This window comes from Streptosporangium subroseum (assembly GCF_900188345.1).
GTDB classification, from domain to species: domain Bacteria; phylum Actinomycetota; class Actinomycetes; order Streptosporangiales; family Streptosporangiaceae; genus Streptosporangium; species Streptosporangium subroseum.
This window is the reverse complement of the sequence record NZ_FZOD01000005.1, coordinates 194148-219868: the sequence shown is the minus strand read 5'-3', so window position 1 is coordinate 219868 and position 25721 is coordinate 194148. Positions and strand designations below refer to the sequence as shown.

Annotated in this window: 18 protein-coding genes and 1 pseudogene; 3 read left to right on the top strand and 16 right to left on the bottom strand. The window is 70.2% G+C overall.

Annotation, left to right across the window (positions count from 1 at the left end; genetic code table 11):
• Positions 1 to 3 precede the first annotated feature (3 nt).
• From CHC08_RS07540 to CHC08_RS07525, 4 genes are all read right to left on the bottom strand, one after another.
• Positions 4 to 2439: a prolyl oligopeptidase family serine peptidase gene (locus CHC08_RS07540; protein WP_089206449.1), complete on the bottom strand. Its 2436-nt coding sequence runs from the start codon at positions 2437 to 2439 to the stop codon at positions 4 to 6.
• 394 nt (positions 2440 to 2833) lie between these two features.
• Complete coding sequence (locus CHC08_RS07535) at positions 2834 to 4687, bottom strand: hydantoinase B/oxoprolinase family protein (RefSeq protein WP_245878188.1); 1854 nt, start codon at positions 4685 to 4687, stop codon at positions 2834 to 2836.
• Between the two features lie 238 nt (positions 4688 to 4925).
• Positions 4926 to 7010, bottom strand: a complete 2085-nt coding sequence (locus CHC08_RS07530) for a hydantoinase/oxoprolinase family protein (RefSeq protein ID WP_089206448.1) — start codon at positions 7008 to 7010, stop codon at positions 4926 to 4928.
• A 354-nt stretch (positions 7011 to 7364) separates the two neighbouring features.
• On the bottom strand, positions 7365 to 7811 hold the full coding sequence (locus CHC08_RS07525) for a hypothetical protein (RefSeq protein ID WP_089206447.1): 447 nt from the start codon (positions 7809 to 7811) through the stop codon (positions 7365 to 7367).
• 156 nt (positions 7812 to 7967) lie between these two features.
• Between CHC08_RS07525 and CHC08_RS07520 the strand changes: the two genes are divergently transcribed.
• Positions 7968 to 8600 carry a thymidine kinase gene (locus CHC08_RS07520; protein ID WP_089206446.1) on the top strand — a complete coding sequence of 211 codons (633 nt, stop codon included), beginning with the start codon at positions 7968 to 7970 and terminating at the stop codon, positions 8598 to 8600.
• A 152-nt stretch (positions 8601 to 8752) separates the two neighbouring features.
• Here the strand turns inward: CHC08_RS07520 and CHC08_RS07515 are convergent, their stop codons facing one another.
• The 4 genes and pseudogenes from CHC08_RS07515 to CHC08_RS07500 form a co-directional block, all read right to left on the bottom strand.
• The gene (locus tag CHC08_RS07515; RefSeq protein WP_089206445.1) at positions 8753 to 9451 is read right to left on the bottom strand and encodes a DsbA family oxidoreductase; all 699 of its coding nucleotides are present in this window, start codon (positions 9449 to 9451) and stop codon (positions 8753 to 8755) included.
• Between the two features lie 116 nt (positions 9452 to 9567).
• Positions 9568 to 11058, bottom strand: coding sequence for a class II fumarate hydratase (fumC, locus tag CHC08_RS07510; protein ID WP_089206444.1), 1491 nt, complete (start codon positions 11056 to 11058; stop codon positions 9568 to 9570).
• Between the two features lies 1 nt (position 11059).
• Positions 11060 to 12760, bottom strand: a complete 1701-nt coding sequence (locus tag CHC08_RS07505; protein ID WP_089206443.1) for an NAD-dependent malic enzyme — start codon at positions 12758 to 12760, stop codon at positions 11060 to 11062.
• Positions 12761 to 13055: 295 nt separating this feature from the next.
• Positions 13056 to 13414: pseudogene (locus CHC08_RS07500) on the bottom strand (mycothiol transferase).
• 137 nt (positions 13415 to 13551) lie between these two features.
• Between CHC08_RS07500 and CHC08_RS07495 the strand changes: the two are divergent.
• A complete protein-coding gene (locus CHC08_RS07495; protein WP_245878186.1) occupies positions 13552 to 16065 on the top strand; it encodes a heavy metal translocating P-type ATPase in 2514 nt (837 codons plus the stop codon).
• 108 nt (positions 16066 to 16173) lie between these two features.
• Here the strand turns inward: CHC08_RS07495 and CHC08_RS07490 are convergent, their stop codons facing one another.
• The gene (locus tag CHC08_RS07490) at positions 16174 to 16650 is read right to left on the bottom strand and encodes a TIGR00725 family protein (protein ID WP_245878185.1); all 477 of its coding nucleotides are present in this window, start codon (positions 16648 to 16650) and stop codon (positions 16174 to 16176) included.
• Positions 16651 to 17134: 484 nt separating this feature from the next.
• Between CHC08_RS07490 and CHC08_RS49365 the strand changes: the two genes are divergently transcribed.
• Positions 17135 to 17500, top strand: coding sequence for a hypothetical protein (locus CHC08_RS49365; RefSeq protein WP_089206441.1), 366 nt, complete (start codon positions 17135 to 17137; stop codon positions 17498 to 17500).
• A gap of 391 nt (positions 17501 to 17891) precedes the next feature.
• Here CHC08_RS49365 and CHC08_RS07480 read toward each other — a convergent pair whose 3' ends face one another.
• The 7 genes from CHC08_RS07480 to CHC08_RS07450 form a co-directional block, all read right to left on the bottom strand.
• Entirely contained in the window at positions 17892 to 18791 is a 900-nt protein-coding gene (locus tag CHC08_RS07480) for a hypothetical protein (RefSeq protein WP_089206440.1), read from the bottom strand.
• 25 nt (positions 18792 to 18816) lie between these two features.
• Positions 18817 to 19155, bottom strand: coding sequence for a monovalent cation/H(+) antiporter subunit G (gene mnhG, locus CHC08_RS07475; RefSeq protein ID WP_245878184.1), 339 nt, complete (start codon positions 19153 to 19155; stop codon positions 18817 to 18819).
• A gap of 175 nt (positions 19156 to 19330) precedes the next feature.
• Positions 19331 to 19591, bottom strand: a complete 261-nt coding sequence (locus tag CHC08_RS07470; RefSeq protein WP_089206438.1) for an MrpF/PhaF family protein — start codon at positions 19589 to 19591, stop codon at positions 19331 to 19333.
• On the bottom strand, positions 19588 to 20136 hold the full coding sequence (locus CHC08_RS07465; protein WP_089206437.1) for a Na+/H+ antiporter subunit E: 549 nt from the start codon (positions 20134 to 20136) through the stop codon (positions 19588 to 19590). The genes CHC08_RS07470 and CHC08_RS07465 overlap by 4 nt, the downstream gene beginning before the upstream one ends.
• Before the next feature lie 160 nt (positions 20137 to 20296).
• Complete coding sequence (locus CHC08_RS07460) at positions 20297 to 21898, bottom strand: Na+/H+ antiporter subunit D (protein WP_089206436.1); 1602 nt, start codon at positions 21896 to 21898, stop codon at positions 20297 to 20299.
• Positions 21899 to 21941: 43 nt separating this feature from the next.
• On the bottom strand, positions 21942 to 22775 hold the full coding sequence (locus tag CHC08_RS07455) for a Na(+)/H(+) antiporter subunit C (RefSeq protein ID WP_089206435.1): 834 nt from the start codon (positions 22773 to 22775) through the stop codon (positions 21942 to 21944).
• Complete coding sequence (locus CHC08_RS07450) at positions 22772 to 25594, bottom strand: Na+/H+ antiporter subunit A (protein WP_245878183.1); 2823 nt, start codon at positions 25592 to 25594, stop codon at positions 22772 to 22774. The genes CHC08_RS07455 and CHC08_RS07450 overlap by 4 nt, the downstream gene beginning before the upstream one ends.
• Between the last annotated feature and the right edge of the window lie 127 nt (positions 25595 to 25721).

Sequence of the window (25721 nt, the reverse complement as noted above, 5' to 3'; positions counted from 1 at the left end):
GCGCTAAGGAGATCCCAGGCCGGTGTGGGCGGCGCAGAAGGCGAGGATGTCGGCCTGCAGCGCGCTCCAGCGGGACGCGGCGCGTGGTCCGTGGCCGACTCCTTCTTCGTAGCGCAGCAGGATGGGGTTGCCGGAGGTGGTGGCGTGCTGGAGGGCCGCGGTCATCTTGCGGGTGTGCATGGAGTCCACACGCGCGTCGTGGTGCGGGCTGATGAGGAGCACCGCGGGGTAGGCGCTGCCCGGCCGGACCCGGTGGTAGGGAGAGTAACCGAGCAGGGTGTCGAACTGATCGGCCTGGCCGGGGTCACCGAATTCGGTGACCCACCAGGGGCCCAGGCCGAAGTACGGGTAGCGGACCATGTCCAGGACGGCGGCGGAGCAGGCGACCGCGGCGAACAGGTCGGGGCGCTGGGTGAGGGCGGCCGCCACCATGAGCCCGCTGTGTGAGGCTCCCTTGATCGCGAGCTGCCGCGGAGTGGTCCACCGGTGATCGATCAGCCAGGTGGCGGCGGCGATGAAGTCCGCGAAGGCATTGGGCTTGTTGAGTCCGCGGCCGGCGGCGTGCCAGTCGGTTCCCCGTTCACCACCGCCGCGTACGTTGGCGATCGCGTAGGTGCCGCCGGCCCGCACCCACGCCAGGATCGTAGGTGAGTAGGCGGGCAGGCAGGAGGCACCGAATCCGCCGTAGGCGGTCAGGAGTGTCGGACGCGGACCTGGCGCCTGCTGCCCGGCGGCCGGGGCGATGACATACATCCGCACCGGGGTGCCGTCGGAAGATGCGTAGGTGATCTGACGGATCCGCGGAGGTGGTTGCCCCGGCTCTGCCAAGCCGGAGACCGGGCCGGGGACCGAGCCGGAGGGGGCGGGAGCAGCGGTGGTGGCCGGGGCGGCGGGGGCGGGAACAGCGGTGGTGGCCGGGGCGGCGGGATGGCAGCGCCGGTCGTGCAGGCTGAAGCGGTAGACGGCCGGGGCGGTGACGAAGTCGCTGTAGCCGAACCACGCCTCGGCGTCGCCGTGAGCCGGTGCGGTGAGTCTGGTGATGGATCCGGGTCCGGGCGTCGGCACCTCGGCGAGCTGGTGGCCTTCGCCGTCGTGCAGTGACAGCTCGGCCGCCCCGTGACGGGAGCGGCTCAGCAGCAGGCAGACCTCCTCAGAACCAGAATCAGAACCGGGTACGGGGCCGATGCCAGGGGCGCAGGCAGGACCGGGAGCGGTGTCGGGGCCGGGGACAGATCCAAGGTCGAGAGCAGTACCGGGGACGGACACGGAGGCAGGATCGGGGGCGGTGTCGGGGCCGGGGACAGATCCAAGGTCGAGAGCGGTACCGGGGACGGACGCGGAGGCAGGGCCGGGAGCGGTGGGGCGGGCTACAGCAGTGGCGACGTCGGAATCGGGGCCGGGGGTGGGGAGTGGGACGCAGCCGGTGAGCACGGCGGGCGGGTCCTGGGCGATCAGGGTGCGCCAGGCCGGGGCGCGGGGGTCCGCCAGGTCGACGGCGCACACCCGGCCGAACGGCGCGCCCGCGTCGGTGATCGCGTAGATCCGGCCACCGGGGCCGAAGGTGAGCACCGCCTGAGCGCCGTCGGCGCTCCCGTCGTGGAGAAGACGCGGCCGCAGGACGTGCTCCTGCCCCGCGGTCACCTCGGCCAGCCACAGCATGTTGCCGCTCTGCGCTCCCGGCGCGCAGCTCAGCATCAACCACCGCCCCTCAGGGCTGATCTTGACCGACAGCTGCGGGGAGCAGGTCTCGAAGACCACAGCGTCCCGGTCGGGGTCATGACCGAGGCGGTGCAACCGGACCTGGCGCTGTGGCGCCGCCCCGGAGCCGCGGCTCCGGGAGAGGGTGACGTAGTAGAACCCGTCGTCGCCGGCCAGCCAGGCCGTCGGCGTCGCCCGGCCCGGAACCAGCGGGCCGTCGACGACCCGGCGACCGGCCACCTCCATCACCCACAGCGCGGGCCGCTCATCGCCCTGGTAGGAGAGCTGGTAGGCCAGCAACTCGCCCGTCCAGGACGGCCGCCAGGCGTCCAGCGTCGTGCGTCCCGACGGATCCACCGCCAGCGGATCAAGTAGCGCACGCGGTGGCTCACCGTCCTCGGCGACCATCAGCACGGGCAGTTCCTGGTCGGGGGCGCGGTGCAGGAAGAAGCGACGCCTCGCCCGCCGCAGCGGCGGTGTCACCGCGGGAACGGCCACCGCGCCATTGCCGGCCAGCTCCGCGACCACCCGGTGGAACATCTCCCGCTGCGGCCAGGTGGCCGCCTGCGCCGCCAGCAGATCGTCCTGGGCGGCCAGCCATGCCGCGCACTCGGCGCCCTCGTCCGACTCCAGCCAGCGGTAGGGGTCGGCCACCGTGCGCCCATGCAGTTTCTCGACCAGCTCTTGACGCCGCGCCGCGGGATAGACGATCTGTTCCTTGACTCCCTCTTGTCGTGCCATTGTCGCCGGTTCGCCTCGCCTGATTGAGCTCCCACCCGGCAGTGGGCTTCCCACCCGGGAAGCCCACTGGCCTTTGAGGTTTCAGCGGTGATGTTCAGTCGACGTTTCCGTCGACCAACTCGATCCGCCAGTCTTCGACAGAGACGACCTCATCAGCGAGGATGCTCATGACATCGAGTGGAAGTTCGGTCATGGTCTTCTCTCTTCTTTGCCGATTAACGGCCTCACTCCGAGGCGTTCATTGCACGTCACGCCCAGTTTGACGCCATTGATTACTAATCGACTATGTTCCTCCACTTTGACTTACCTGCCTATGAGAGTGGTGGGTTCGCTCACCTAAAATCTCGACCAGGAAATGGCCAAGCACCGCGCGCCCGAAACGCTCGCGACGGTTTCAAAGGTGGTCCACCTCCGCGTACGGCAGGCCGCCCGACAGCGACGGGAAGCCGGAACCCCGGTCGAAGAACGGGGCATCCGCGGGGACACGGGCACGCAGTTCGCCACGGAGGCGGCCCGTACCCTCCTCGTCGATCGACGGATCGCCGGCGGGGCCGTGAAGGATCACGCCGTAGTGTTCGCGGGCCCCCTCGGCCGAGACCTTGCCGTCGCGGACGTCGGCGGCCACCAGCGCGGGGTCGCGATCCAGCGGCGAACCCCAGCCACCCCCGCCCGTGGTGCGCACGCGAACGACCTCGCCCGCGCGGACCGGCGAGTCGTCCACCAGCCCCTCCATCACCCGGCCCTCGATCTCCACGACGAACGGCCTGCCGGCCCGGCCGCCGTTCACTCCCCAGCAGGACAGGATCGAACGGTCGGCGATGGACATGAACGAGGCGTCGCGGAGCATCCGCAGATGCTTGTCATAGCCGAGACCTCCCCGGTAGAGACCCGGACCGCCGGAGTCCTGCGCCAGGCCGAGCCGCTCGACCCGGAACGGCCAGCGGGACTCGGCGAACTCGACCGGGATGTTGCGCGAGTCGGGGACGACGTGGATGGTGTCCTCCCCGTCGGCGTACCACCGTCCGCCCGAGCCGCCGCCGAGGACCTCTCTCATCAGGTACGGCATGCCGTCGAGGCCCTCGCCGTAGACGCCGGTGTAGCGAATGGTCTCCTGGTCTGCGGGCATCCGGCCGCCGGTCGCCTTGGCAAGCACCCCGGCCAGCACCCCCAGCAGGCGCAGGATCACGAACGTCCGGGCGTTCGTGGGCGCCGGGAAGATCGGGGTGAGCAGGGTCCCCTTCTCCGGAAACCTCATCTCGATGAGGGGGACGACGCCCTCGTTGACGTCCAGCTCCGCCATCCGTTCAGGGGTGTCGGCCAGGTTGCGCAGGATCGGCGCCAGCCACTTCTTCAGAAACACCCCGTCGGCGTAGTCGCCCGCGTGGTTGATCGGCCCCTTGGCCTGCGGCGACGTGCCGGTGAAGTCGATGATGAGGGGAGACGTGGCGGTGTGGTCGACGGTGAGGGTCATCCGCTGGGTGTGCAGGCGAGGCTCGTCCACGCCGTCGTGCTCGGCGTAGTCCTCCCACACGTGCGTACCCTCGGGAATCTTGGCCAGCAGCTCCCTGCGGAACGTCTCGGTGGTCTTGGAGATGATCGCGTCGAAGCAGTCTTCCACCGCCTCACGCCCGTAGCGGTCGAACAGCTCCTCCAGCCGCCGCGCGCCCATCAGGCAGGCCGAACACTCGGCGTCCAGGTCACCGGCGAGCGAGTCGGGCATCCGCGAGTTGCGGGTCATGATCGTGAGCGCCGCCCTGTTGGGCACGCCCTCGTCCCACAGCTTGATCGGCGGGACCATCAGCCCCTCCTCGAACACGCTCCGCGCGTGGCTCGGCATCGAACCGGGCACCGACCCGCCGATGTCGTCGTGATGCCCGAACGCCTGCACGAAGGCGACCACCTCCCCGCGGTGAAAGACCGGGACCGTGACGCACAGATCGGGCAGATGCCCGATCCCGCCCTCCGACAGGTAGACGTCGTTGTGAAAGAACACGTCGCCGGGCTTCATCTCCTCGGTGGGAAAATCCCTGACGACGGGCTGGACCAGCGCCGAATAGGACCTGCCGGTCAGCTTGCGCAGCCGTACGTCGTGGATGCCCGCCCGGAAGTCGTGTGCGTCGCGGATCATCGGTGAGCGGGCGGTCCGCGCGATGGCGGTCTCGACCTCCTTCTCCACCGACGCCAGCGTGCCCTCGACGATCTCCACCAGCACCGGGTCCGCCACACTCACCGCTCGCTTGGCGCTCACTGGTCGCTCACCGCTCCTCGCTCACTCCGCGGGCCACTCGTCCCTCGCGGACCACTCCGCTCACTGCGTCGGGTTCGCTCCGCGCTCACTGGTCGCTCACCGCTCCTCGCTCACTCCGCGGGCCACTCGTCCCTCGCGGACCACTCCGCTCACTGCGTCGGGTTCGCTCCGCGCTCACTGGTCGCTCACCGCTCCTCGCTCACTCCGCGGGCCACTCGTCCCTCGCGGACCACTCCGCTCACTGCGTCGGGTTCGCTCCGTCACGGCGCACCTCCAGGTTTCCGAACGCGTCCACGACGGCCGTGAAACCGGGATGCACCGGCAGCGTGGATCCGTACTCCTCGATGACCGCGGGGCCCGCGATCACCGTTCCGGCGGCCAGGGCGGTGCGGCGGTGGATCGGGGCCGGGCCCCACTCGTCGTAGAAGACCTGGCGGGCCGTCGCGGGTTCGGGTTCCGGCGGCACCGTGCCGTACGGCCTGCGCCCGATGGCCGGGCGGGTGATCGGGCCGATGCCCGAGACCCTGAGGTTGACCCACTCGACGCCGTGCCGGGGGTCGTCGCGGTAGCCGTACCCGTAGAGCTTCTGGTGCGCCTCGTGGAAGCGGTCCAGCACCTCGGCCCGCCACGCCTCGTCCAGCGGACCTGCCGGGGCGGGCACCCGGACCTCGTAGGCCTGGCCGTAGTAGCGCAGGTCGGCGCTGCGCGCGTAGACGTGCCTGTCGGCGGCGAACCCCTCCCGGTCGAGGGCCTCGGCCGCCTGTCCCTCCAGGTCGCGGAAGATCTCCGCGGCGTCGGGCAGGGAGAGGTCGCGGGTGACAAAGGTGCGCACGTAGTCGTTCTTGACGTCCACCGTCAGCAGCCCGAACGCCGACACGTTGCCCGGATCGGGCGGGACGATCACCGACGGCAGCCCGAGGATGTCGATCAACCGGCAGACCAGCAGCGGCCCCGAACCGCCGAAGGCCACCATGGGGAAGTCACGCACGTCCAGACCGCGCTTGACGGTGATCTGGCGGATGGCGTTCGACTGGTTGAACGCGCTGATCTCCAGGATGCCTGCGGCGGTCCGCTCGGGGGTCAGCCCGACCTTTCCGGCCAGCGCCTCGACTCCCTGGCGGGCGGCGTCCGCGTCGAGCGGGATCTCCCCGCCGAGCAGGTGCGGCGGGACCCGGCCGAGGAAGACGTGCGCGTCGGTGACGGTGACCTCGGTGCCGCCCCTGCCATAGCAGAGCGGGCCGGGATCGGCCCCCGCCGACCTGGGCCCCACCTTCAGCGTGCCCTCGGGCGAGATCCACGCGACGGACCCGCCCCCCGCGCCCACGGTGACGATGTCGATCATCGGGATCTTGCAGGGGTAGCGGCCGATGCTGCCCTCCGTGGTCAGCGACGGCTCCCCGTCGACCACCACCGCGACGTCGGTGGAGGTGCCGCCGCCGTCCAGGGTGATCGCCGAGGGGTGACCCGCGGTGGCGGCGATCAGCGCGGCGCCCAGTGCGCCCGCGGCCGGGCCGGAGAGCACGGTCGTGATCGGCTGGTGCACGACCTCGGCCGCGGACAGCACGCCGCCGTTGCTCTTCATGACGGAGAACGGCATGCCGCTCCCCCCTGCCTCCTCCAGCCGTTCGGCCAGGTTGGCGATGTAGCGGCGCATGGTCGGCTTGACCGCGGCGTCCACCAGCGTGGTGACCGACCGCTCGTACTCGCGGTACTCGCGCAGCACGTCGCTGGAGATCGAGACGACCGCGTCGGGGTGCTCCCGTTCGAGGACCTCGCGCATGCGCAGCTCATGGCCGGGGTTGGCGTAGGAATGGAGTAAGCACACGCCGATCGCGGTGATCCCCCGCTCCCGGAACCACCTGGCCGCCGCCACGGCCTGCGCCTCGTCGAACGGCCGGACCTCGGCTCCGGTGTGGTCCAGGCGCCCGCCGACGGTCCTGATCCGGTGCACCGGAACGATGCGGGGCGGTTTCACCCAGAAATAGGAGTTGCCGTAGCCGTCGGGGACGCTCTGCCGGGCGATCTCCAGGATGAACTCGAAGCCCTCGGTGGTGACGAAGCCCAGATCGGCGATGCGATCCTCGAGAAGCTGGTTGGTGGCGACCGTGGTGCCGTGCACGACGGCCGACACGGCCTCCATCCCCGCGTCGCCCTCTGTGGCCGCCTTCCGCAGGACCTTCCGTACTCCCTCCATGAATCCGTCGGCCGGGTTGGCGGGGGTGGAAGGGGTTTTGGTCGTGGTGATCTCACCGGTCTGTTCGTTCACCGAGACCACGTCGGTGAACGTGCCTCCGGTGTCGACCCCGATACGGACGCTACGCATGCCCCCGTGTCTACCCAGTCCTGCGACCTCGGCAAATCGGCGGACCCTGCCGAAGCTTCGCCTGGTCCTTGGGCAGTGTTGGTCGACATCGGCCCCTGCTTGAAGGACTCCACCGGCCGATTCGTTGTGGATCTTCTCGACCCGCGCGTTGACGCCGGACCGCGATACCGGACGTGGCCCGATGGGAATCGGCCGGCGGAGTCCTTCAGGGCGGGGATTCGGACGGCGGCCACCCCACGGGGAAAAGGTCACGTTGAGGGGGAGACATGGAACGGCCACCGCGCGATGCTCCGAGTACAACAGGTGTTCGGAGATCTGTGGTGGCCGTCGTTTCGGGCGTCAGCCCGGGTGGTCTCAGCGGCGGCGGGGACCCATGGTGGAGTTGATCACCGCGTCGGCGTCGTGCGCGTGAATCTTCGCGGCGAGCCGGATGGCGATCTCGTTCGTACGGCGCAGCTCGGACTCGACCCGGTCCTTGCCGGACTGACCGACCTGCACGCCGAAGTAGGCGCCGATGATCGCACCCGACACCCCGACGAGGCCGGCGAACGCGGCGCTCGTGTCATTGCTGCGCAGTGCGATCACCACGAACCCGATCAGGATGACCACGAGTCCCGTGACCACGACGAAGAACCCGTACCGCCAGCGAGCCGCCTCGGCCTGGGCGGCGACGGCCTCGTCCTCGGTCATCATCGCCGCAAGCGCCGTGGGCATCTCCGAGGTCTCCGCGGTGGAGGGGCCGGAGGTCGTGGTGGCTGGGATCTTGCCGAGAGGTGGAGCAGAGTTATTGGTGGTCGTCACAGATTCTCCCACTTTGATAGGCCAAAACGAATCTCCCACGCTTTTCATAATCAAGCCAAGTCAGGCTGTGTCTGCCTATGTTTGCTCGTATCACACACTTCTACCAGCGCACCGCCTGCCCAAACAGTCCCACCAGACCCACTAGGCTGGCCTCCTGTGACCGAATTGTCTGCGCTCTCCGCTGTTCCCGTCGGCTCCAGGGATGGAGTACTGCGCTTCTACTTCGGCCCAATGGACTGCGGCAAGTCCACGCTGGCCCTTCAGATGAATTACAACCACGGCCGCCAGGGCAGGCGCGGCCTGGTGCTGACCAAGCACGATCGCTCCGGCGGACCCCAGGTCACCAGCCGTATAGGGCTGGGCAGCGAGGCCGTCGAGGTCGTCGACGACCTGGACCTGGTCGCGCTGGTCCGTGCGCACGAGCGCATCGACTACGTGATCTGCGACGAGGCGTGCTTCTACACGGTCGCCCAGATCGAGCAGCTCGCCGACCTCACCGACGACTTCGGCATCGACGTCTACGCCTTCGGCCTGGCCTCGGACTTCCGCTCGCAGATGTTCCCGGCGGCCCAGCGCCTGTTCGAGCTGGCCGACGAGATCAACCGCCTCCAGGTGGAGGTCCTGTGCTGGTGCGGGCGCCCCGGGCGCCTGAACGCCCGGGTGGTCGGCGGCGACCTGGTGCGCACCGGCGAGCAGGTGGTCATCGGCGACACCGGCGCCGACCCGATCCGCTACCAGGTCCTCTGCCGCCGCCACTATCGCTCCGGCGACCTCGGCCTCTCCACCTGACCTTCTTCGCCCGGCCGGATCCACGGTGGCGGGCGGGTCTCCCCACCCGCCACCCCCATCGGCCCGGCGCCGTCGGACGGCGCGGAGCGGGCGATCCCGCGACCCGGCGTCGTCGGACGGCGCGGAACAGATGATCCTGCGGGACCCCTGAGTCAGACGGCGCAGTATCCCTCGTCGTCGCAGGCGTCCCCGCCGGATGCGGCGGCCTTGACGGCCCGGGCCGCCGGGCTCTGACCGGTGCGCTCGGCGACCTCTTCGAGTGCGGCGAGCAGGGTGTCCTCGGGCTGGGCGCCGGAGACGGCGAACTGCCCCTCGAACAGGAACAGCGGCACCGAGCTGACTCCGAGAGCGCGGGCGTGGGCCAGCTCCTCCTTCACCGCGGCCGCGCCGTCCTCTCCCTCAAGGTCCGCCCGCACACCGAGCTCGGTGGCCAGCTTGGAGAGGGCCTCGCGCGAGCCGACGTCGAGGCCGTCGGTGAAGTGGGCCCGGAAGAGCGCGTAGAGCGCCTCCTCCCCCTTGCCCTGCTCACCCGCGAGCCGGATGAGGCGGTGCGCGTCAAAGGTGTTGGCCTGGATCGAGCGATCGAAGTCCAGCACCAGCCCGTCCTCGGTGGCGACCTCGGTCACCCTCCCGAACATCTGCGCGGCCCGCTCGGACCCGCCGAACTTCTCCGCCGCCCATTTGAGGGTGAGCTCCCCGTTGGACTCCGCATCCGGCGCGAGCTGGAACGGCCGGAACTCGACCTCCACCTCACCGCCCTTGGCCCGGTAACGCTCGACGGCGCGGGCGAAGCGCGCGTGGCCGATGTAGCACCAGGGACAGACCACGTCTGAGTAAATTTCAACCTTCACATGTGGCTGCAACCAGTCCGGAGACCCGCTGATTCCGCCACCGAGGCCGTTGTTCCCGTGGGATCGCGCGACCCGGCTCGGCGGCTCGTCCGTGAGTCCACTCCCGGCACGAACGCCTACTCCGCGCCGGCCTTCGCGGTTTCGGCGGCTCCGGCCACGCCGGGACGGGTGAGGCGTTCGGGGTCGACGACCCTGTCGTACAGGTCCTGGCCGACACCCGACCTGAGGGCGGCCTCCTTGAGCGTGAGGTCCTCGTCGAGCGCCCGGTGGGCGATCCGCGCGGCCTTGTCGTAGCCGATGACGGGGCTGAGCGCGGTCACCATCATGACGGACCGGTCGATGTTGTCCCGCAGCTTCGCGGTGTTGAGCCGGACGCCCTCGACGAGGTAGGTGCGGAAGTGGTCCATCATGTCCGACAGGATCCGCGCCGAGTGCAGGACGTTGTTGATGATGACCGGGCGGAAGGCGTTGAGCTCGAAGTTGCCCTCCGCGCCGGCCATCGAGACCGCGCTGTCGTCGCCGATCACCTGGATGGCGACCATCAGCATCGCCTCCGCCTGGGTCGGGTTGACCTTGCCCGGCATGATCGAGGAACCCGGCTCGTTGGACGGCAGGATCAGCTCGTGCAGGCCCGTACGGGGCCCTGATCCGAGCCAGCGCATGTCGTTGGCGAACTTGAACAGCGACACCGCCAGGGTCCGCAGCGCCGAGGAGACGCGGACCAGCGCGTCGCACGAGGCCTGGGCGGCGAACTTGTTGGGTGCGGTGACGAAGGGATATCCGGTGAGATCGGCGATCCGCGCGGCGACCTCGTCCCCGAACCCCGGCGGCGCGTTCAGCTCGGTGCCGACCGCCGTGCCGCCGATCGCCAGCCGGTGCAGCCCGGAGAGGGTGTGCTCAAGGTGGTCGGCGGCGTCCTGGAGCTGGGCGACGTAGCCCGACCATTCCTGGCCGACCGTCAGCGGGGTGGCGTCCTCCAGATGGGTGCGGCCGATCTTGACCACGTGCTCCCACTCACGGCTCTTGGCCGCCGCGGCGTCCCGCAGCCGCGCCAGCGCGGGCAGCAGCCGGCTGTCGATCGCCCGCACCGCGGCGATGTGCATGGCGGTGACGAACGTGTCGTTGGACGACTGCCCCATGTTCACGTGGTCGTTGGGGTGGATGGGCTCCTTGCTGCCGAGCCGGCCGCCGACCAGCTGGATCGCCCGGTTGGAGATCACCTCGTTGACGTTCATGTTCGACTGCGTGCCGGAGCCGGTCTGCCAGACGTACAGCGGGAACTCGGTGTTCAGATCACCGCTGATGACCTCGTCGGCGACCCGGCTGATCAGGTCGGCCTTCCACCGGGGAAGGCGGCCGGCCTGTCCGTTGACGTTCGCCGCGGCCTTCTTGATGAAACCGTAGGCGTGGTAGACGGCCTTCGGCATGCGGTCGTCGCCGATGTTGAAGTGGATCAGCGACCGCTGGGTCTGCGCGCCCCAGTAGTGGTCGGCCGGCACCTGGATCTCGCCGAGGGAGTCACTCTCGGTGCGCGTGCCGGAGGCCTTCAGCCCGATCGGCAGATCCAGGATCCTGGGCGCGGCCTTCTGTCCCTGGTGGGCGGCCATGTCAGGCCGCCCGGACCGGCCGGTACTCCGGCTGCCACATGGCGTCCTGGACCTGCTGGACGGGGTCGTGCAGGTCGACGCGGGCCAGCTTCTCCTGGGCGGCCTGCTTGGCGACCGCGACCGCGACCGTGGCCGAGACCTCCCTGAGGTTGTCCACCTGGGGCAGCAGTGACGCGCCCGGCGTCGAGACGTCCACCAGCCCACCGACCGCCTCGGCGGCGGCCTGAAGCATGCCGTCGCTGACCCGGCGCGCCCTGGAGACGATCGTGCCCAGCCCCAGCCCCGGGTACAGCAGGGCGTTGTTGGCCTGGCCGATGACGTAGGTGACGCCGTTGTAGGTGATGGGGTCGATCGGGATGCCGGTGGCGATCAGGGCGCGGCCGTCCGTCCACCGGATCAGATCGGCCGGCATCGCCTCGATCCGCCCGGTCGGGTTGGAGATCGGGAAGATGATCGGCCTGTCGGCGCCGGCGGCCATGGCGCGCACGATCTTCTCGGTGAAGGCGCCGTGGACGGTGGAGGTGCCGAGCAGCATCGTCGGCCTGACCCGTTCGACGACCTCTCCGAGCTGGATGCTGTCCCCTTCCCCGCTCCAGTCGGCGACCTCGGAGGCCGGCCGGGCGTAGGGGACCTGGAAGTCACGCAGATCGGCCATGTCATCGATCAGCAGGCCCTGCTTGTCGACCGCCCAGATCCGGCGCGTGGCCGTCTCGCGGTCGAGGCCGTCACGGACCATCGCGTCGCGCATCTGGTCGGCGATCCCGATGCCCGCCGTACCGGAGCCGAAGACGACGATCCGCTGGTCGCGCATCGGCGTGCCGGAGACGCGTACGGCGCCCAGCATGGCCGCGAGCACGATCGCACCGGTGCCCTGCATGTCGTCGTTGAAGGTGGAGATCCGGCCGGTGTACTTCTCCAGGATGCGCCGGGCGTTGGACGGGCCGAAATCCTCCCAGTGCAGCATCGCGTTGGGGAACAGGCGGGTGGCCACCGAGACGTAGGCCTCGATGAAGTCGTCGTAGCGCTGTCCCCGCACCCGTGAATGCCCGTTGCCGACGTAGAGGGGGTCGTTGAGCAGTTGTTCGTTGTCGGTGCCGACGTCCAGCGCGACGGGGATGACCCGGGCGGGGTCGATTCCGGCGGCGGCGGTGTAGACGGCCAGCTTGCCGGCGGCGATGCCGGCGCCGCCGCCCACTCCCCAGTCTCCGATGCCCAGGATCTCCTCGGCGTCAGAGGCGACGATCAGGTCGACGTCGTCGGGCCCGATGCCGAAGTTCCGGAAGGCCTGCTCGATGCCGTCGATGTCGTCGATGGACAGGTAGACGCCCCGAGGCCGGCGGTACTCCTGGCTGTAGCCCCTGATCGCCTGCGCGACCGTCGGGTCGTACACGATCGGCAGCATCTCCCGCAGGTGATCGGCCAGGAGCCGGTAGAAGAGCACCTCGTTGCGGTCCTGCAGCGCCAGCAGGAAGACGTTCTTGAGCAGGTCGGTCGGTTGCTCCAGATACTGCGCGTACGCGCGACGGGCCTGCTCCTCCAGCGTCTCGACCACCGGCGGGATCAGCCCGTCCAGATCCAGGTCCGCCCGCTCCTGGGGGCTGAACGCCGTCCCCTTGTTCAGGAGCGGATTCTCCAGGACCTCCAGACCGCCCGCCGGGGTGACGTAACTTCCGTCGGGATTCTCCGCGAAGCCGCGGCGCATCCCTTTCGACCGTTCGTTTCTGCTGGACGACATCGCCTTCCCCCGTTTCCCTGGGTGGAGCGTTCACCCGCCGCGCGGGCCCTTGCCCAGGTGGCCGGCGGCCGGATCGTCCCCGCCCAGGTTCCCCGCGACGTCCCTGCTAGGGCTTCCCTATGGGGTGTTATGGACACCAAAACAGCTACAAAATTAGATTTGCCCCAGTTTCGCCGTCCCCTTGGGTCACCCGGCGATCAGAGCATCGTCCGGCCCTCCCCTTGGGCCACCCGACGATCCGGGCGGCCCAAGGGGAGGGACCTCAGTCTCCGGTCACACCGTCGGCCATCTCCCCGAGCAGGTCGATGTGCCCGTTGTGCCGTGCGGTCTCCTCGATCAGGTGCATGATGATCCACCGCAACGTGACCGGTTCACCGGTGCTGATCTTCCTCTTCGAGAGGGCGTCCAGGTCGAGGAGGCCACGAGCCGCCGGTTCCGTGCGCACTCGGCTTCGTACTCGGCGAGTAGCCGGACGATCGGGATCTCGACGGCGACGCGCATCTCGCGGTCGGGATCCTCCTTGGTGCATGGGCTGAGGTCCTCCCCGCCGAGGAACGTGTATTCGAACCAGCCCGCCTCCACCCAGCGCAGGTGGCTGACCAGCCCGGAGATCGTCATCAGTGGAGAACCGGGCAGGGGCGCCCGGCGGGCGTCGTCCTCGGCGATCCCGGCGCAACAGATTGATCTTGAGCGGAATCGATGGATTTACGATGGGAGTGTCGACTCCACCACCTTCCTACCGTGAAGGAGGCCGGCCCGTGACAGATCACGTCCACGCTCGCCACGGGAGTGGCAAGGAGCGCAGCACCGCGATCCTGGAGGTCAGCGGGTTGCTGTGGGCCTCCGAGCAGAACGTCGTCGAGGCCCGGCTCGGCCGCTGCCCGGGAGTGCTGGAGGTGGAGGTCAACCCGGTCGCCCAGACGGCGTCGGTGCTGTTCGACCCGGCCCTCACCTCGCTGGCGGAGCTGCGCGCCAGGGTGATCGAATGCGGTTACCACTGCGCGGGACAGTCGGTGCCCGCCCATATCTGCGATCCGATGGACGAGCCGGACCCACCGCCCGTAGGCCACGGCGGAGCCGGGGCACCGCTCTCCTCGCACGACACGATGGAGCACGGCGGAACCGAGGCGCCGCCCTCCCCGCACGACACGATGGACCGTGGCGGAACCGAGGCGCCGCCCTCCCCGCATGACACAGGCCACGGTGGAGCCGGGACGCCAACTGCCCCGCACGACACGATGGACCATGGCGGCCATGCCGGGATGTCGATGGCCGCGATGGTGGCCGACATGCGCAACCGGTTCCTGGTGGCGCTGCTGTTCTCGATCCCGATCGTGATGTGGTCGCCGATCGGCACCGAGGTGCTCGGCCTGGACCTGCCGGTTCCCTTCGGGCTGCGCCCGGACATGTGGGCGCTGCTGCTCAGCCTGCCGGTGATCTTCTACTCGTGCTGGATCTTCTTCAACGGGGCGGTGCGGGCGCTGCGGGCCCGCACGCTGGACATGATGGTGCTGGTCTCGGTGGCGGTCGGCGCGGGCTGGCTGTACTCCCTGGTCGTGACCCTCACCGGCGGCGGCGAGGTGTTCTACGAAGCCGCCACCGTCCTGGCCGCCTTTGTTCTGCTGGGGCACTGGTTCGAGATGCGCGCCCGCGGAGGCGCCAACGACGCCATCCGCACCCTGCTTGACCTGGCCCCGCCCAGGGCGGTCGTCATCCGCGGGGACGCGCTGGTCGAAGTGCCCACCGCCGAGGTCGCCACCGGCGACCTGCTGCTGGTACGTCCCGGCGCGAAGATCCCGGTCGACGGGGTCGTCGAGGACGGTGACAGCGAAGTGGACGAGTCCGTGGTCACCGGTGAAAGCCTGCCGGTGCACAAGCAGCCGGCCTCGGCCGTCATCGGCGCCACGATCAACCGCAACGGCACGCTACGGATACGCGCCACCAAGGTCGGCGCCGACGCCGCCCTGGCACAGATCGTCAAGCTCGTCCAGCAGGCCCAGAACTCCAAGGCTCCCGGGCAGCGCCTCGCCGACCGGGCCGCCTTCTGGCTGGTGCTCGTCGCGCTGACCGGTGGCGGCCTCACCTTCGTCGCCTGGTTCCTGCTCGCCGGTCAGCCGTTCGGCATCGCGATCCTGTTCGCCATCACCTTCGTGGTCATCGCCTGCCCGGACGCGCTTGTCCTCGCGACCCCCACGGCGATCATGGTCGGTGCCGGACTCGGCGCCGAGCGCGGCATCCTATTCAAGAACGCGATCGCGCTGGAGACTTCCGCGCGCATCCAGGTGGTGGTCATGGACAAGACCGGCACCCTGACCAGGGGCGAACCGGAGGTCACCGACGTCATCACCGACGGCGTGGCGGAGGACGAGGTGATGCGACTGGTGGCCGCGGTGGAGCGGGAGTCCGAGCACCCGCTGGCCGAGGCGGTCGTCCGCCACGCCGACGCGCGCGATTCGGACGCGTTGCGGGCCGTACGGTTCGAGAACGTGCCCGGCCACGGTGCCGTCGCCGAGGTGGCCGGCCATCGGGTGGTGGTGGGCAATCGGCGTCTGCTTGAGCGCGAGGGGGTGGATCTCGGCAAGCTGGGCGCCCGCCGGGACGAGGTGGCCGCCGGAGGCCGTACCGCGATCATGGTCGCGATCGACGGCACGGCGGCCGCGGTGATCGGCATCGCCGACGCGCCTCGCCCGACCTCCGCGGCGGCGGTGGCCGCCCTGCACGAACTCGGCCTTGAGGTGGTCATGCTCACCGGCGACAACGCCGCCACCGCGCGGCGGATCGCCGATCAGCTGGGCATCGACACGGTCATCGCCGAGGTGCTGCCCGGCGACAAGGCAGCCAAGATCACCGAACTGCAGGCCGGTGGCCGCAAGGTCGCCATGGTCGGCGACGGTGTCAACGACGCCCCCGCACTCGCCCAGGCCGACCTGGGCATCGCCGTCGGCGCCGGCACCGACGTGGCCATCGAGACCGCCGACGTCGTGCTCATGCGTTCCGACCTGCTGGACGTGCCCACCGCGTTACGCATCGGCCGCGGCACCCTGCGCAAGATGCGCCAGAATCTCGGCTGGGCGATCGGCTACAACACCATCGCCCTGCCGATCGCCGCGGGCGTGTTCGAGCCCGCGTTCGGCCTGGTACTGCGCCCCGAGATCGCGGCTCTGTCCATGTCCGGCTCCAGCATCATCGTCGCCGTCAACGCCCTCGCCCTCAAACTGATGCGCCTGCCCTCGCCCGCCGGCACGACCTCGAAAGGCGACCCTCGCGCGTGACGCCGGTTCCGCACCGGCCGTTACGGGGTAGAGCGAAGCGAATACCGATCCCGGCCTTTGGAACCTCCCGACCACCGACGGCTACCGCGTGCGGCCACGACGATGAGGTCAGCGGTCGGGCCAGAGCCTGGTAATCGCCAGCGCGTCCTCCGGGGACGACGCGTGCCTGATACCGGCCACTGGGCGCCCGTCATGGTCGAGGAGCCGCCAGCCGCCGAGCTGGACCACGGGGACACGTCCGCGGCGCATCGCGAGTGCCAGCTCGGACAGGGTGCCCCACGACCCACCGATGACGATCACGGCGTCCCCCGAGTTGACGATGACGCTGTTTCGCGCCTCTCCGATGCCGGTCGGGATCACGATGGAAAGGTCCGGGTTGGCGTGCTCCCTGTCCGCTCGGGACAGGATTCCCACCACCGTTCCGCCCGCCGATCGGGCGCCGGCCGCCACGGCGGCCATGACCCCCGTGTAACCGCCGCAGATCACCGCCGCGCCGCGCTCCGCCAGCAGCCGGCCGATCTCGCGGGCGTTGGACTCGTCTTCGCCTGTGCAGTCGCGCGGACCACAGACCGATACCTGGATCACGATGAGATCCTGCCAGCGCCGCCCCGGTATCGAGCGCCACCACGAGCGAGGCGAGGACGGCCGCCGCACAATCTGGATACTCCGCGCCGACGGATCATGGGTGCGGGCGTCCGCTATGAACGGCGAGGCGCCGATCGTGCACCAAGGGGCCTCGCCTCGGTGATGCGGGGCGTGGGCGACAGATGATCTGGCCGGCCCGCTCCGCCCACGAACTCGCCGATCCACGCCACCGGCCGGCCCCGCCCTCGCTCCTCCCCGCACCGTCGCAGGGCTGATGGAGCAGCGGAACGCACATCGACGTCAAGCTGCCGCGTTGGACGCACCGGTACCACGGTCACGGACATCACACCCAAAAAAGGCCGTTTATGTGTCATAGTGCGCATTAGTGCTTATATGTGACTTTGTACGCAGAAAAGAACATTTCACCCATCTAGCTTGAGGGTGCGCGTTGAGAACGGCGCGCACCACTCAAGGGGGAAATGACATGAAGAAGATCACACGGAGCCTGGCGACGGCGGCCGCGACGCTGGCGATCGCGGGCGGCATCATCGCCTCCACCGGCGGAGCCGCCTCGGCCGCCACCACGACCACCGCGTCCGCCCCGGTCACCGCGGCCGCCTCGGTCACCGCGCATCAGACCGTAGCGGTGAGCGTGTCCAACCGCGGCGAGCGCTACCGCTTCGACGGTCACCGTTTCTACCGGTGGTTCAACGGCGGCTGGAGGGCGGTGTCCTTCGACTACGCCCGTTCCCACCACTACGACCGCAACCACCGCGACCGCGACTACGACCGCGACCACAACCGCCGCGACCACGACCGGCGCGACCACAACCGCGGCGACCGGCACTGAGGACCGAAGCCCGGCCCGGTAGCACCGCCGGGCCGGTCCGCACCTTCTCCCATAGGGGACAGGGCTCGGCGCACGATCCGGCTCCACCGTTCCTCGGATGCTGCGTCCTGCCGAGCGCGACTCTCGCCCTGAGGTGAGCCGGTTCGCCCAGGCCACCGGGCTTCCGAGAAGGTCGCGTTTTCGAAAGCGGAGAAGGCTGCAACGTCCAAGAACATGGTCGGCTGACTGGCACCGTTAAGGTTTTCGGGGGCGTGCCGGTCAGCCGATCAGGTGCACGGCGAAGTGACCGCAGATCGGGAAGCCAGAGCGTGCGAGTTTATCGATTCGCTCATCTCCGAGGCCCGCGGCACGGCGAGAGATCGCACGGCGGTGTGCGGCAGGGAACTCGGCGCTAAGCAGCGTCAGCGATCTCTTCGAGACGGGCGGCGAGCTGCTTGGGCTCTCCGTCGACCAGAGCGGCCACGCCTCGCCACCAGGCGAACCACTCGGCGCTGCGCCACATCCAGTCGACCCTTTCGATCGCTGCGACGACGTCGCCCTTGACCTTCCAGACCTCACCCGCCTGCTGGGCGGAGGCGCCGTGTCCCAGGGCCCAGGCGTGCAGGATCTCGGCGGCTCGGGCGTCCACCGGCTCCCCGTAGGGATCGGGATCCTCGTCCAGAAGGTGCGGGCCGAGCCCGGCGGCGACGCCCCAGCTCCACTGGGCCTCGGCCGGGCGGGAGTAACGCAGCGAGTCGAAGTCAAGGTTGGAGCCGAGCTCGTCGTCCGGTCGGCGGAGAACCACCGCGTCGAGCCGGCCGCCCGCGTCGAAGGAGACCACGATCCGCTGTCCCGAGGTGGCGTCCTCGGGCAGCTCGACCCGGTCCTCCGCCTGCCAGGAGTTGAGGTCGGTCACGGCGAAAGGGCGGCCCCAGGCTCCGTCCGCCACGTCGTCGGCGATCCAGGCGGCGAGCATCTCCAGCACGGTCAGGTCGGTCCACGGGTCGATCGCGGTCGAGGTCCGGAGCACCTCGTCCGGCGACGGCAGCTTGCCACCGCGCTCGCGCCGCCACCATTCCTCGCCGAGCTCGCGGGTGCCGACCAGCAGGCCGGCCAGCGCGGCGAGCTCGGTGGACCTCCGGGTGAGAGGAGCGCCGCGTGCCAGCTCGACACAGCGCTCGACGCGGTCGGCGCCCAGCATCGTGCCCGCCTCACGCAGCAGAACTGCGGCGTCAGGCCGCTCCTCACCCAGCAGATCACGTATAAGTCGTCTGGCCTCGGTCCTTGCGTCCTCCGCACGTGCCTCCCGCATACCGACACGGTACGCCGGGAGATCCTTAAGCGCGAGGTTCTGAGAACGGGCTCGCCGTGCCGTCGTCCTCCGGCGACTCCCCCAGATAGGCGGCCCGTCCCACCACGTAGGCGGCCACCGCCACCGTGACCACCTGGAAGACGGCGATGAGCAGCAGCATCCCCACGACCGTCCAGCCCGGGTTGCGCAGTCCCATGGCCAGCAGGATGAGCAACAGTCCGAACACCTGGGGCTTCGTCGCCGCGTGCATGCGCGCCAGGGTGCCGGGGAACCTGACCATCCCGACTCCCGCCGCGAACGCCAGTCCCGCGCCCAGCAGCACGCACGCCGCGGCGGCCACATCCAACGGGGTCAACGGACCCACCTCCCGGAGAACCGGAGCGGAACCGTCAACGGACCCACCTCACCGGGAACCCGGCCGACGTGACAACCGGTCCACCTCACAGAGAACAGGTCGATGCGACCAACGGACCCACCTCGCGGAAAACCGGGTCGGTGCGGCCAACGGACCCGGCTCGCGAAAGATCCGATCGGCGCGGTCATCGGGCTCGCCCCGAGAAGAACCTGGCCAGCGAGACCGATCCGACGAACCCCAGCAGGGAGAGCACCAGCAGCACGGGCAGCGCCGAGTATTCGCCGAGTGCCGTCGCCCCGGCTCCGATCCCGCACATCACCACGGCGGTGAGCACGTCCAGCGCGACCGCGCGGTCCAGCATGGTGGGACCGCGCACGAGCCGGTAGAGCGTCATCGCCGCCGCGCCGCCGAGCAGCGCGAGCACGGTCAGATATACCGCCGTCATCGCAGTTCCTCCTGATCGGCGCGGGTGCCGAAGGCCGCCAGGATGCGGTTCTCCAGCCGCGCCACGTCCGCCTCGGTGACGGCCCGCGCGTCACCCGTGATGCCGAGCACGTGCAGCACCAGCTGCCTCTCCCTGACGTGCGCCTCGAGCACCAGGCTGCCCGGCAGCGCCGACAGCGCCACCGTGATCAGCACGGCCATGACCTCCGACGACGAGCGCAGCCGTACCTCGACGATCTGGACCGGAGGAGCGCCCGGGCGCAACGCCCAGAAGGCGACCCTGAAACTGGAGACCAGCATGTCCACCGCGAAACGGCCCAGGAAGACGAGCAGTCCGATGGGGTGGATGCGGAGCCCGGAGTCCAGCACCGGCAGTGGCAGCAGCCACACGACGACCAGCCCGGCCAGCAGACCGCCGAGCACGTTGCCCACGGTCAACTCGCCCCAGAGCAGCAGCCAGACCAGCGTGAGCCAGGCCACCTGCACCAGTGGTACGCGCCTGCCCAGCAGCCGCGGTGCGAAGCGCTGACCTCCTCCCCCGTTCACCGCGCGCCCCCGAACACACCGGGCCCGCCGTTCACCGCGCGCCCCCGAACACGCCGGGTCCACCGTTCACCGCGCCTCCGAGCGCCACCGAGCCAGCCGTTCACCGCGCCTCCGAACCGGCCGTTCACCGCGCGCCTTCGAGCACTGCCGAACCGGCCGTTCATCGCGCGCCTTCGAGCACTGCCGAGATGTACGGCTCGCGGGCCAGCAGTTCGGTGGCGATCCGTTCCGCCAGGGCGGACAACGGCCCGGCCATGACGGTGTACGACAGGGCCAGCGCCACCAGCGCCATCGTGGAGCCCAGCATGGCGAGCGGCATGTTCACGCTGGTCACGATCGCGCGCCCGGTGATCCCCTCGGTGCCGTGCGCGCGGGAGGCGGGGTCTTCCCCGTCCTCCCGCTCCTCGCTCTCCAGTACGGTTCCCGTCTGCCTGATTCCGGGGGGCGGTGCCCGCCAGAAGGCCCTGCTCCACGTCGTCGCCACGGCGTACAGGGTGAGCAGGCTGGTCATCAGACTCCCCGCGACCAGGGTCAGCGCCATGGGGCGGCCGTCCGCCACTCCCGCCTGGATCAACGCCAGCTTGCCCAGGAAGCCGGACATCGGCGGGATCCCCGCCAGGTTCATCGCGGGAACGAAGAAAAGCACCGCGATCAGGGGCGCCAGTTTCATCAGGCCTCCCAGCCTGTCCAGCGAGGTGGTCCCGGCGCGGCGCTCGATCATCCCGGTCACCAGGAACAGGCTGGTCTGCACGGTGATGTGGTGAACGACGTAGAACACCGCGCCCGCCATGCCCGCGACGGTGGAGAGCGCCACCCCGAACACCATGTAGCCGATGTGGCTGACCAGGGTGAAGGAGAGCATTCGCTTGATGTCGGTCTGCGCCACCGCCCCGAACACGCCGAGCAGCATGGTCAGCAGCGCCGCCCACATCAGCAGGCCGCTCACCGGCCCGCCGGGGAACAGCAGCGCCTCCAGGCGGATGATCGAGTAGATGCCGACCTTGGTGAGCAGCCCCGCGAAGAGCGCCGTCGCGGGGGCGGGCGCGGTCGGATAGGAGTCGGGCAGCCACGCCGACATCGGGAAGATCGCCGCTTTGACCACGAAGACCAGCAGGAGCATCAGCTCGACGAGCAGCTTGACGTGCTGGGGAAGGACCGAGAACCGCTCGGCGAGCTGGGCCATCGACACGGTGCCGGTCGCGCCGTAGGCCACCGCGATCGCGACGAGGAACAGCAGCGACGACGCCAGCCCCATCACCACGTAGGTGGCGCCCGCCCGGATGCGGGATTCGGTCCCGCCGAAGGTGAGGAGTACGTAGGACCCGCTGAGCAGCATCTCGAACGCGACGAAGAGGTTGAACAGGTCGCCGGAGAGGAAGGCGTCCGACACTCCGGCGACCATGATCAGGTAGGCCGGATGGAAGATCGACAGCGGGGCCCTGTCCTCCTGGTCGGCGTAGGCCTGGGCCAGCGAGTAGATCATCACGCACAGCGTCACGGCCGAGGAGACCACCAGCATCAGCGTGGAGAGCCGGTCGGCGACGAGCGCGATGCCGATCGGCGCCTCCCAGCCTCCCGCGCGGGCCACCAGCGGCCCCTCCCTGTCGGCCACCGGCAGCAGGATCAGCGACACCGCCAGCACCGCCGCGAGGGTGAGCACACTGATGAGCGCCTGAAGCCTGCGCAGCCGCCTGCCGATGGCCAGCTTGAGCCCCGCGGCCAGCAGCGGCAGCACCACGGGCACCGAGATCAGCGCCTCCACCGGCGCTCCCCCCGTGCGTCCCGTACGGCATGCGGCATCGCCATCAGCTCTCCTCCTCCGGGTCCGGCCCCTCCAGGTCGGGGTCCTGCGCCCTGGCCTGCCGCTCCCGGTCGGCCCGGATCGCGGCGCGCAGCTGCTTGCGCGCCTCGCGCCGGCGGGTACGGAGCCGCCTGCGGATGTGCCGTTCCCGCTCGGCCTGCTCCCGCTCCCTGCGGGCGAACTCCGCGCGCAGCTCACGGACCCGCTCCTGCCTGCCCTCCTTGGAGACGTCCTCGGCACGCTGGGCCTCGGCGAAGCGCTCCGCGAGCCGCTCCGTGGACAGTCCCTCGTCCTTGTTCTCCTGGAGCCATCGGCCCAGGTCCACGTTGACGTCCAGGATCCGCTGCTCCAGCTCCTCGGCCTCCCTGCGCTCCCTCTCGTGCCGCGCCGCCTCCAGCCGGGCGAGCTCCGCGCGCTGCTCCCGGACCATTCGCCGGTACGCCTCCTGCCTGTCGAGCACGGCCTGGGCGAGCTCTCCGCGCCTGGCGCGCAGCCGTACCCGGCGGTCCTCGGTGTCGTCCTGCACCTCGTCGCCGCCGGTGAGCTGCCAGGACCGGTGAACCATGGAGAGCAGGAACGCGGTGACGCCAAGGGTGATCACGATGGAGGTGAGCACCATCGCCTGCGGCAGGGGGTCGGCCATCCGGTCCGGGTCGGACCTGCCGAGGATCGGCGGCTCCCCCGCGGGCCCGCCCGCGGTGAGGATCAGCAGGTTCACCCCGTTGCCGAGCAGGATGACACCGGCCAGCAGCCGGACCAGGCTCCGTTCCAGCAGCAGCGTCACCCCCGTCGCCACCAGAACCCCCGACGCCGCGAACGGCACCAGCGAGGCGGTCACCCGGCCTCCTCCTCGATCTGCCGGTCCAGCTCGGTGCCGAGGCTGCGCAGGATGTCCTGCACCATGCCCGCCACCGTGATGTAGACCCCGAGATCGAACAGCAGCACGGTGGACAGGTGAAGCCCGCCGACCAGCGGGACCGTCAGGTCGGCGGAGAGCATGTCCAGCGGCGCGCCACCGAACAGCAGTCCCCAGAACGCGGTGGTCGTGGACAGCAGCAGTCCCAGGCCGATCAGCACTCCCGCCGTGACCGGCGCGGCGACGGCCAGCTCGTAGCGGCCACCGGCGAGGTAGCGGATGACCAGGGCAAGCCCGGCCACGATGCCTCCCGCGAACCCCCCGCCGACCGAACTGTGCCCGGTGAACAGCAGGAAGACCGAGATCAGCACCACCGTGTGGAAGATCAGCCGGGCCACGACCTCGACGATGACGGCGCGCTGCCCCGCGGGCAGGGTCGCCGAGAGCCAGGCCGTCCGGGTGTCCGTGCCCGCCGTCTCCGGCGGGCGTTCCATCGAATACGTACGGCGGCGCAGGAAGACCAGGCCGGTCACTCCCAGGGTGAGGACGGCGAGCACCGAGCTCTCGCCCATGGTGTCCCACGCCCTGATGTCGACCAGGAGCGCGCTGACGACGTTGGAGGCCCCGGCCTCCTCGGCGGCGGCGGCCATCAGCGTGCCGACCGGCACCGCCTGGCGCGCGTTCACGGCCAGGATCCCGGCTCCGGCGGCCACGGCGCCGCTCACCAGCCCGAGGACCAGTCGCACGCCGAAGGGGATCCTGAACCGGCCCTCCTTCGATCCCGCCGGGAGCCTGCGGAGCACCAGCACGAACACGACCAGGCTCAGCGTCTCGACGAGAAACTGGGTCAGCGCCAGGTCCGGCGAGCCGTGGACCAGAAACAGCAGGGCGGTGCCGTATCCGGTCAGCCCGGCCACCAGCACGAGCACGATGTGCGCCCGCACCCGGAGCGCGACGATCGCCGTGGCGATGAGGAGGATCCCGATGACGGGCTGCTCGACGCGCTCCCAGGGGACCACGTCCAGCCGGATCCGGGTGATGGGCCCGTACAGCAGCGAGAAGACCTCGACCCCCGCCGCGGTCACAAATGCGATCATGAGGTAGTCGGGGAGCGAGCCGCGCTGGGTGACACCGGTCAGCTGGAGGGAGAAGCGTTCCAGTCCCCGGACGAGAGCCCAGTAGATCCGGCCGGAGTCGATCACGTGCAGGGCGGCCCCGGCACGCGACAGCGGCTCCCTGGCCAGAAACAGGATCGCTCCCCCGGCCAGTGCGGCGGCCGACAGCAGCAGCGGCACGGGCGAGGCGGTCCACAGCGCGAGGTGGGTGCCGTGGCCGGGTCCGGGGAAGGTGCGGGTGTAGCTCTCCATCGCCTGGCCGTACCGGCCGGAGAAGGGGGCGGCGAGAAGTCCGAGCGCGGCGAGCAGCGCGGGCGGCAGGAACATCGCGGCGCCGGTGCGGTGGACGGGGACCGGTTCCAGGCCGGGCCTGCTGCCGAAGGCTCCCCACAGGAACCGCGCGCTGTAGCCGACGGTGAGCACCGAGCCGGCGACCACCCCGGCCAGCGTCACGGTGTCGGTGAGCCGCCCGGTCAGCAGCGACTCGAAGGCGGCCTCCTTGCCGACGAATCCCAGGAACGGCGGGATCCCCGCCATCGAGGCCGTCGCGGCCACGGTCGCCGCGCAGAGCCAGGGCGCCGAACGCCTCAGGCCGCTCAGCTCGCGCAGGTCGCGGATGCCCGTGGAGTGGTCGACGACGCCGACGATCAGGAAGAGCGACGCCTTGAACAGCGCGTGCGCCGCCAGCATGCCGACGCCCGCGATCGCGGTGTCCCGGGTGCCCGCGCCGAACAGCACGGCCAGGAAACCCAGCTGGCTCACCGTGCCGTAGGCGAGCAGCTTCTTGAGGTCGTTCTCGCGCAGGGCCCGCCAACCGCCCAGCAGCATGGTGAGCAGGCCGAGGGATACGGCCGGCCACCGCCAGACGGCCGGTTCCCCGAACGCCGGGCCCAGCCGGGCGAGCAGGTAGATCCCGGCCTTCACCATCGCCGCGGCGTGCAGGTAGGCGGAGACCGGGGTCGGCGCGGCCATGGCGGCCGGCAGCCACATGCTGAACGGGAAGATCGCCGACTTCGACAGCGCCCCGGCCAGGATGAGCACCACCGCCGCCGAGACCATGCCACCCGCCGGGGGGTCGGCGACGATCTGTGAGATCCGGTAGGTCCCCGCCGCCTCGCCGAGCATGACCATGCCGGCGAGCATCGCCAGCCCCCCGGACGTGGTGACGGTCAGCGCCTGCATCGCGGCCCTGCGGCCGGTCCTGCTCTCGGGGACGTGGCCGATCAGCAGGTAGGAGCAGACCGTGGTCAGCTCCCAGAACACGTACAGCAGCAGCAGGTCGTCGGCGACCACCAGCCCGAGCATCGCCCCGGCGAACGCCACCAGCACCCCGCCGAACCGGCCGAGCCCGTCGTCTCCAGGGGCGAAGTAGCGCGAGCAGTACAGCAGGACCAGCGCGCCCACGCCTGTGACCAGCGACATCATGAGCACGGCGAGCGCGTCGGCGCGGAAGGACAGCCCGAGGCCGAGAGCGGGGGCGAAGGAGTGGTGCGACTCGACCGGGATGCCGGTCAGCGCCACCCACAGCGTGTAGGCGAACCCGCACACCGGCGGCACGGCGAGCACGAAGAAGGCGTCGCGACCGAGACGGCGCACCAGAGCCGGGGCGAGCACCGCGGCCACGGCGTGCAGGATCAGCAGCGGCTCCATGTTCCCCCGGCAACCGTCGTGGTCGACGTATCCCAAACTGCCAGGAGATGCGCGTTTCACCGGTCAAGCGCGCGAACCGCTTGACCCGAAAACCGCTGGTTCTTCACCGGGGCATGATCAGCGCTTCCTATCGCCACCGCCGCTCGGCACTTCCCTGCGACAC

Coding starts and splice junctions, on each gene's coding strand:
- CHC08_RS07540 (WP_089206449.1), bottom strand. CDS start 2,439: ATGGCACGACAAGAGGGAGTCAAGGAACAGATCGTCTATCCCGCGGCG.
- CHC08_RS07505 (WP_089206443.1), bottom strand. CDS start 12,760: ATGCGCCGCGGCTTCGCGGAGAATCCCGACGGAAGTTACGTCACCCCG.
- CHC08_RS07470 (WP_089206438.1), bottom strand. CDS start 19,591: ATGACGGCGGTATATCTGACCGTGCTCGCGCTGCTCGGCGGCGCGGCG.
- fumC (WP_089206444.1), bottom strand. CDS start 11,058: ATGGCCGCCCACCAGGGACAGAAGGCCGCGCCCAGGATCCTGGATCTG.
- CHC08_RS07530 (WP_089206448.1), bottom strand. CDS start 7,010: ATGCGTAGCGTCCGTATCGGGGTCGACACCGGAGGCACGTTCACCGAC.
- CHC08_RS49365 (WP_089206441.1), top strand. CDS start 17,135: ATGAAGAAGATCACACGGAGCCTGGCGACGGCGGCCGCGACGCTGGCG.
- CHC08_RS07480 (WP_089206440.1), bottom strand. CDS start 18,791: ATGCGGGAGGCACGTGCGGAGGACGCAAGGACCGAGGCCAGACGACTT.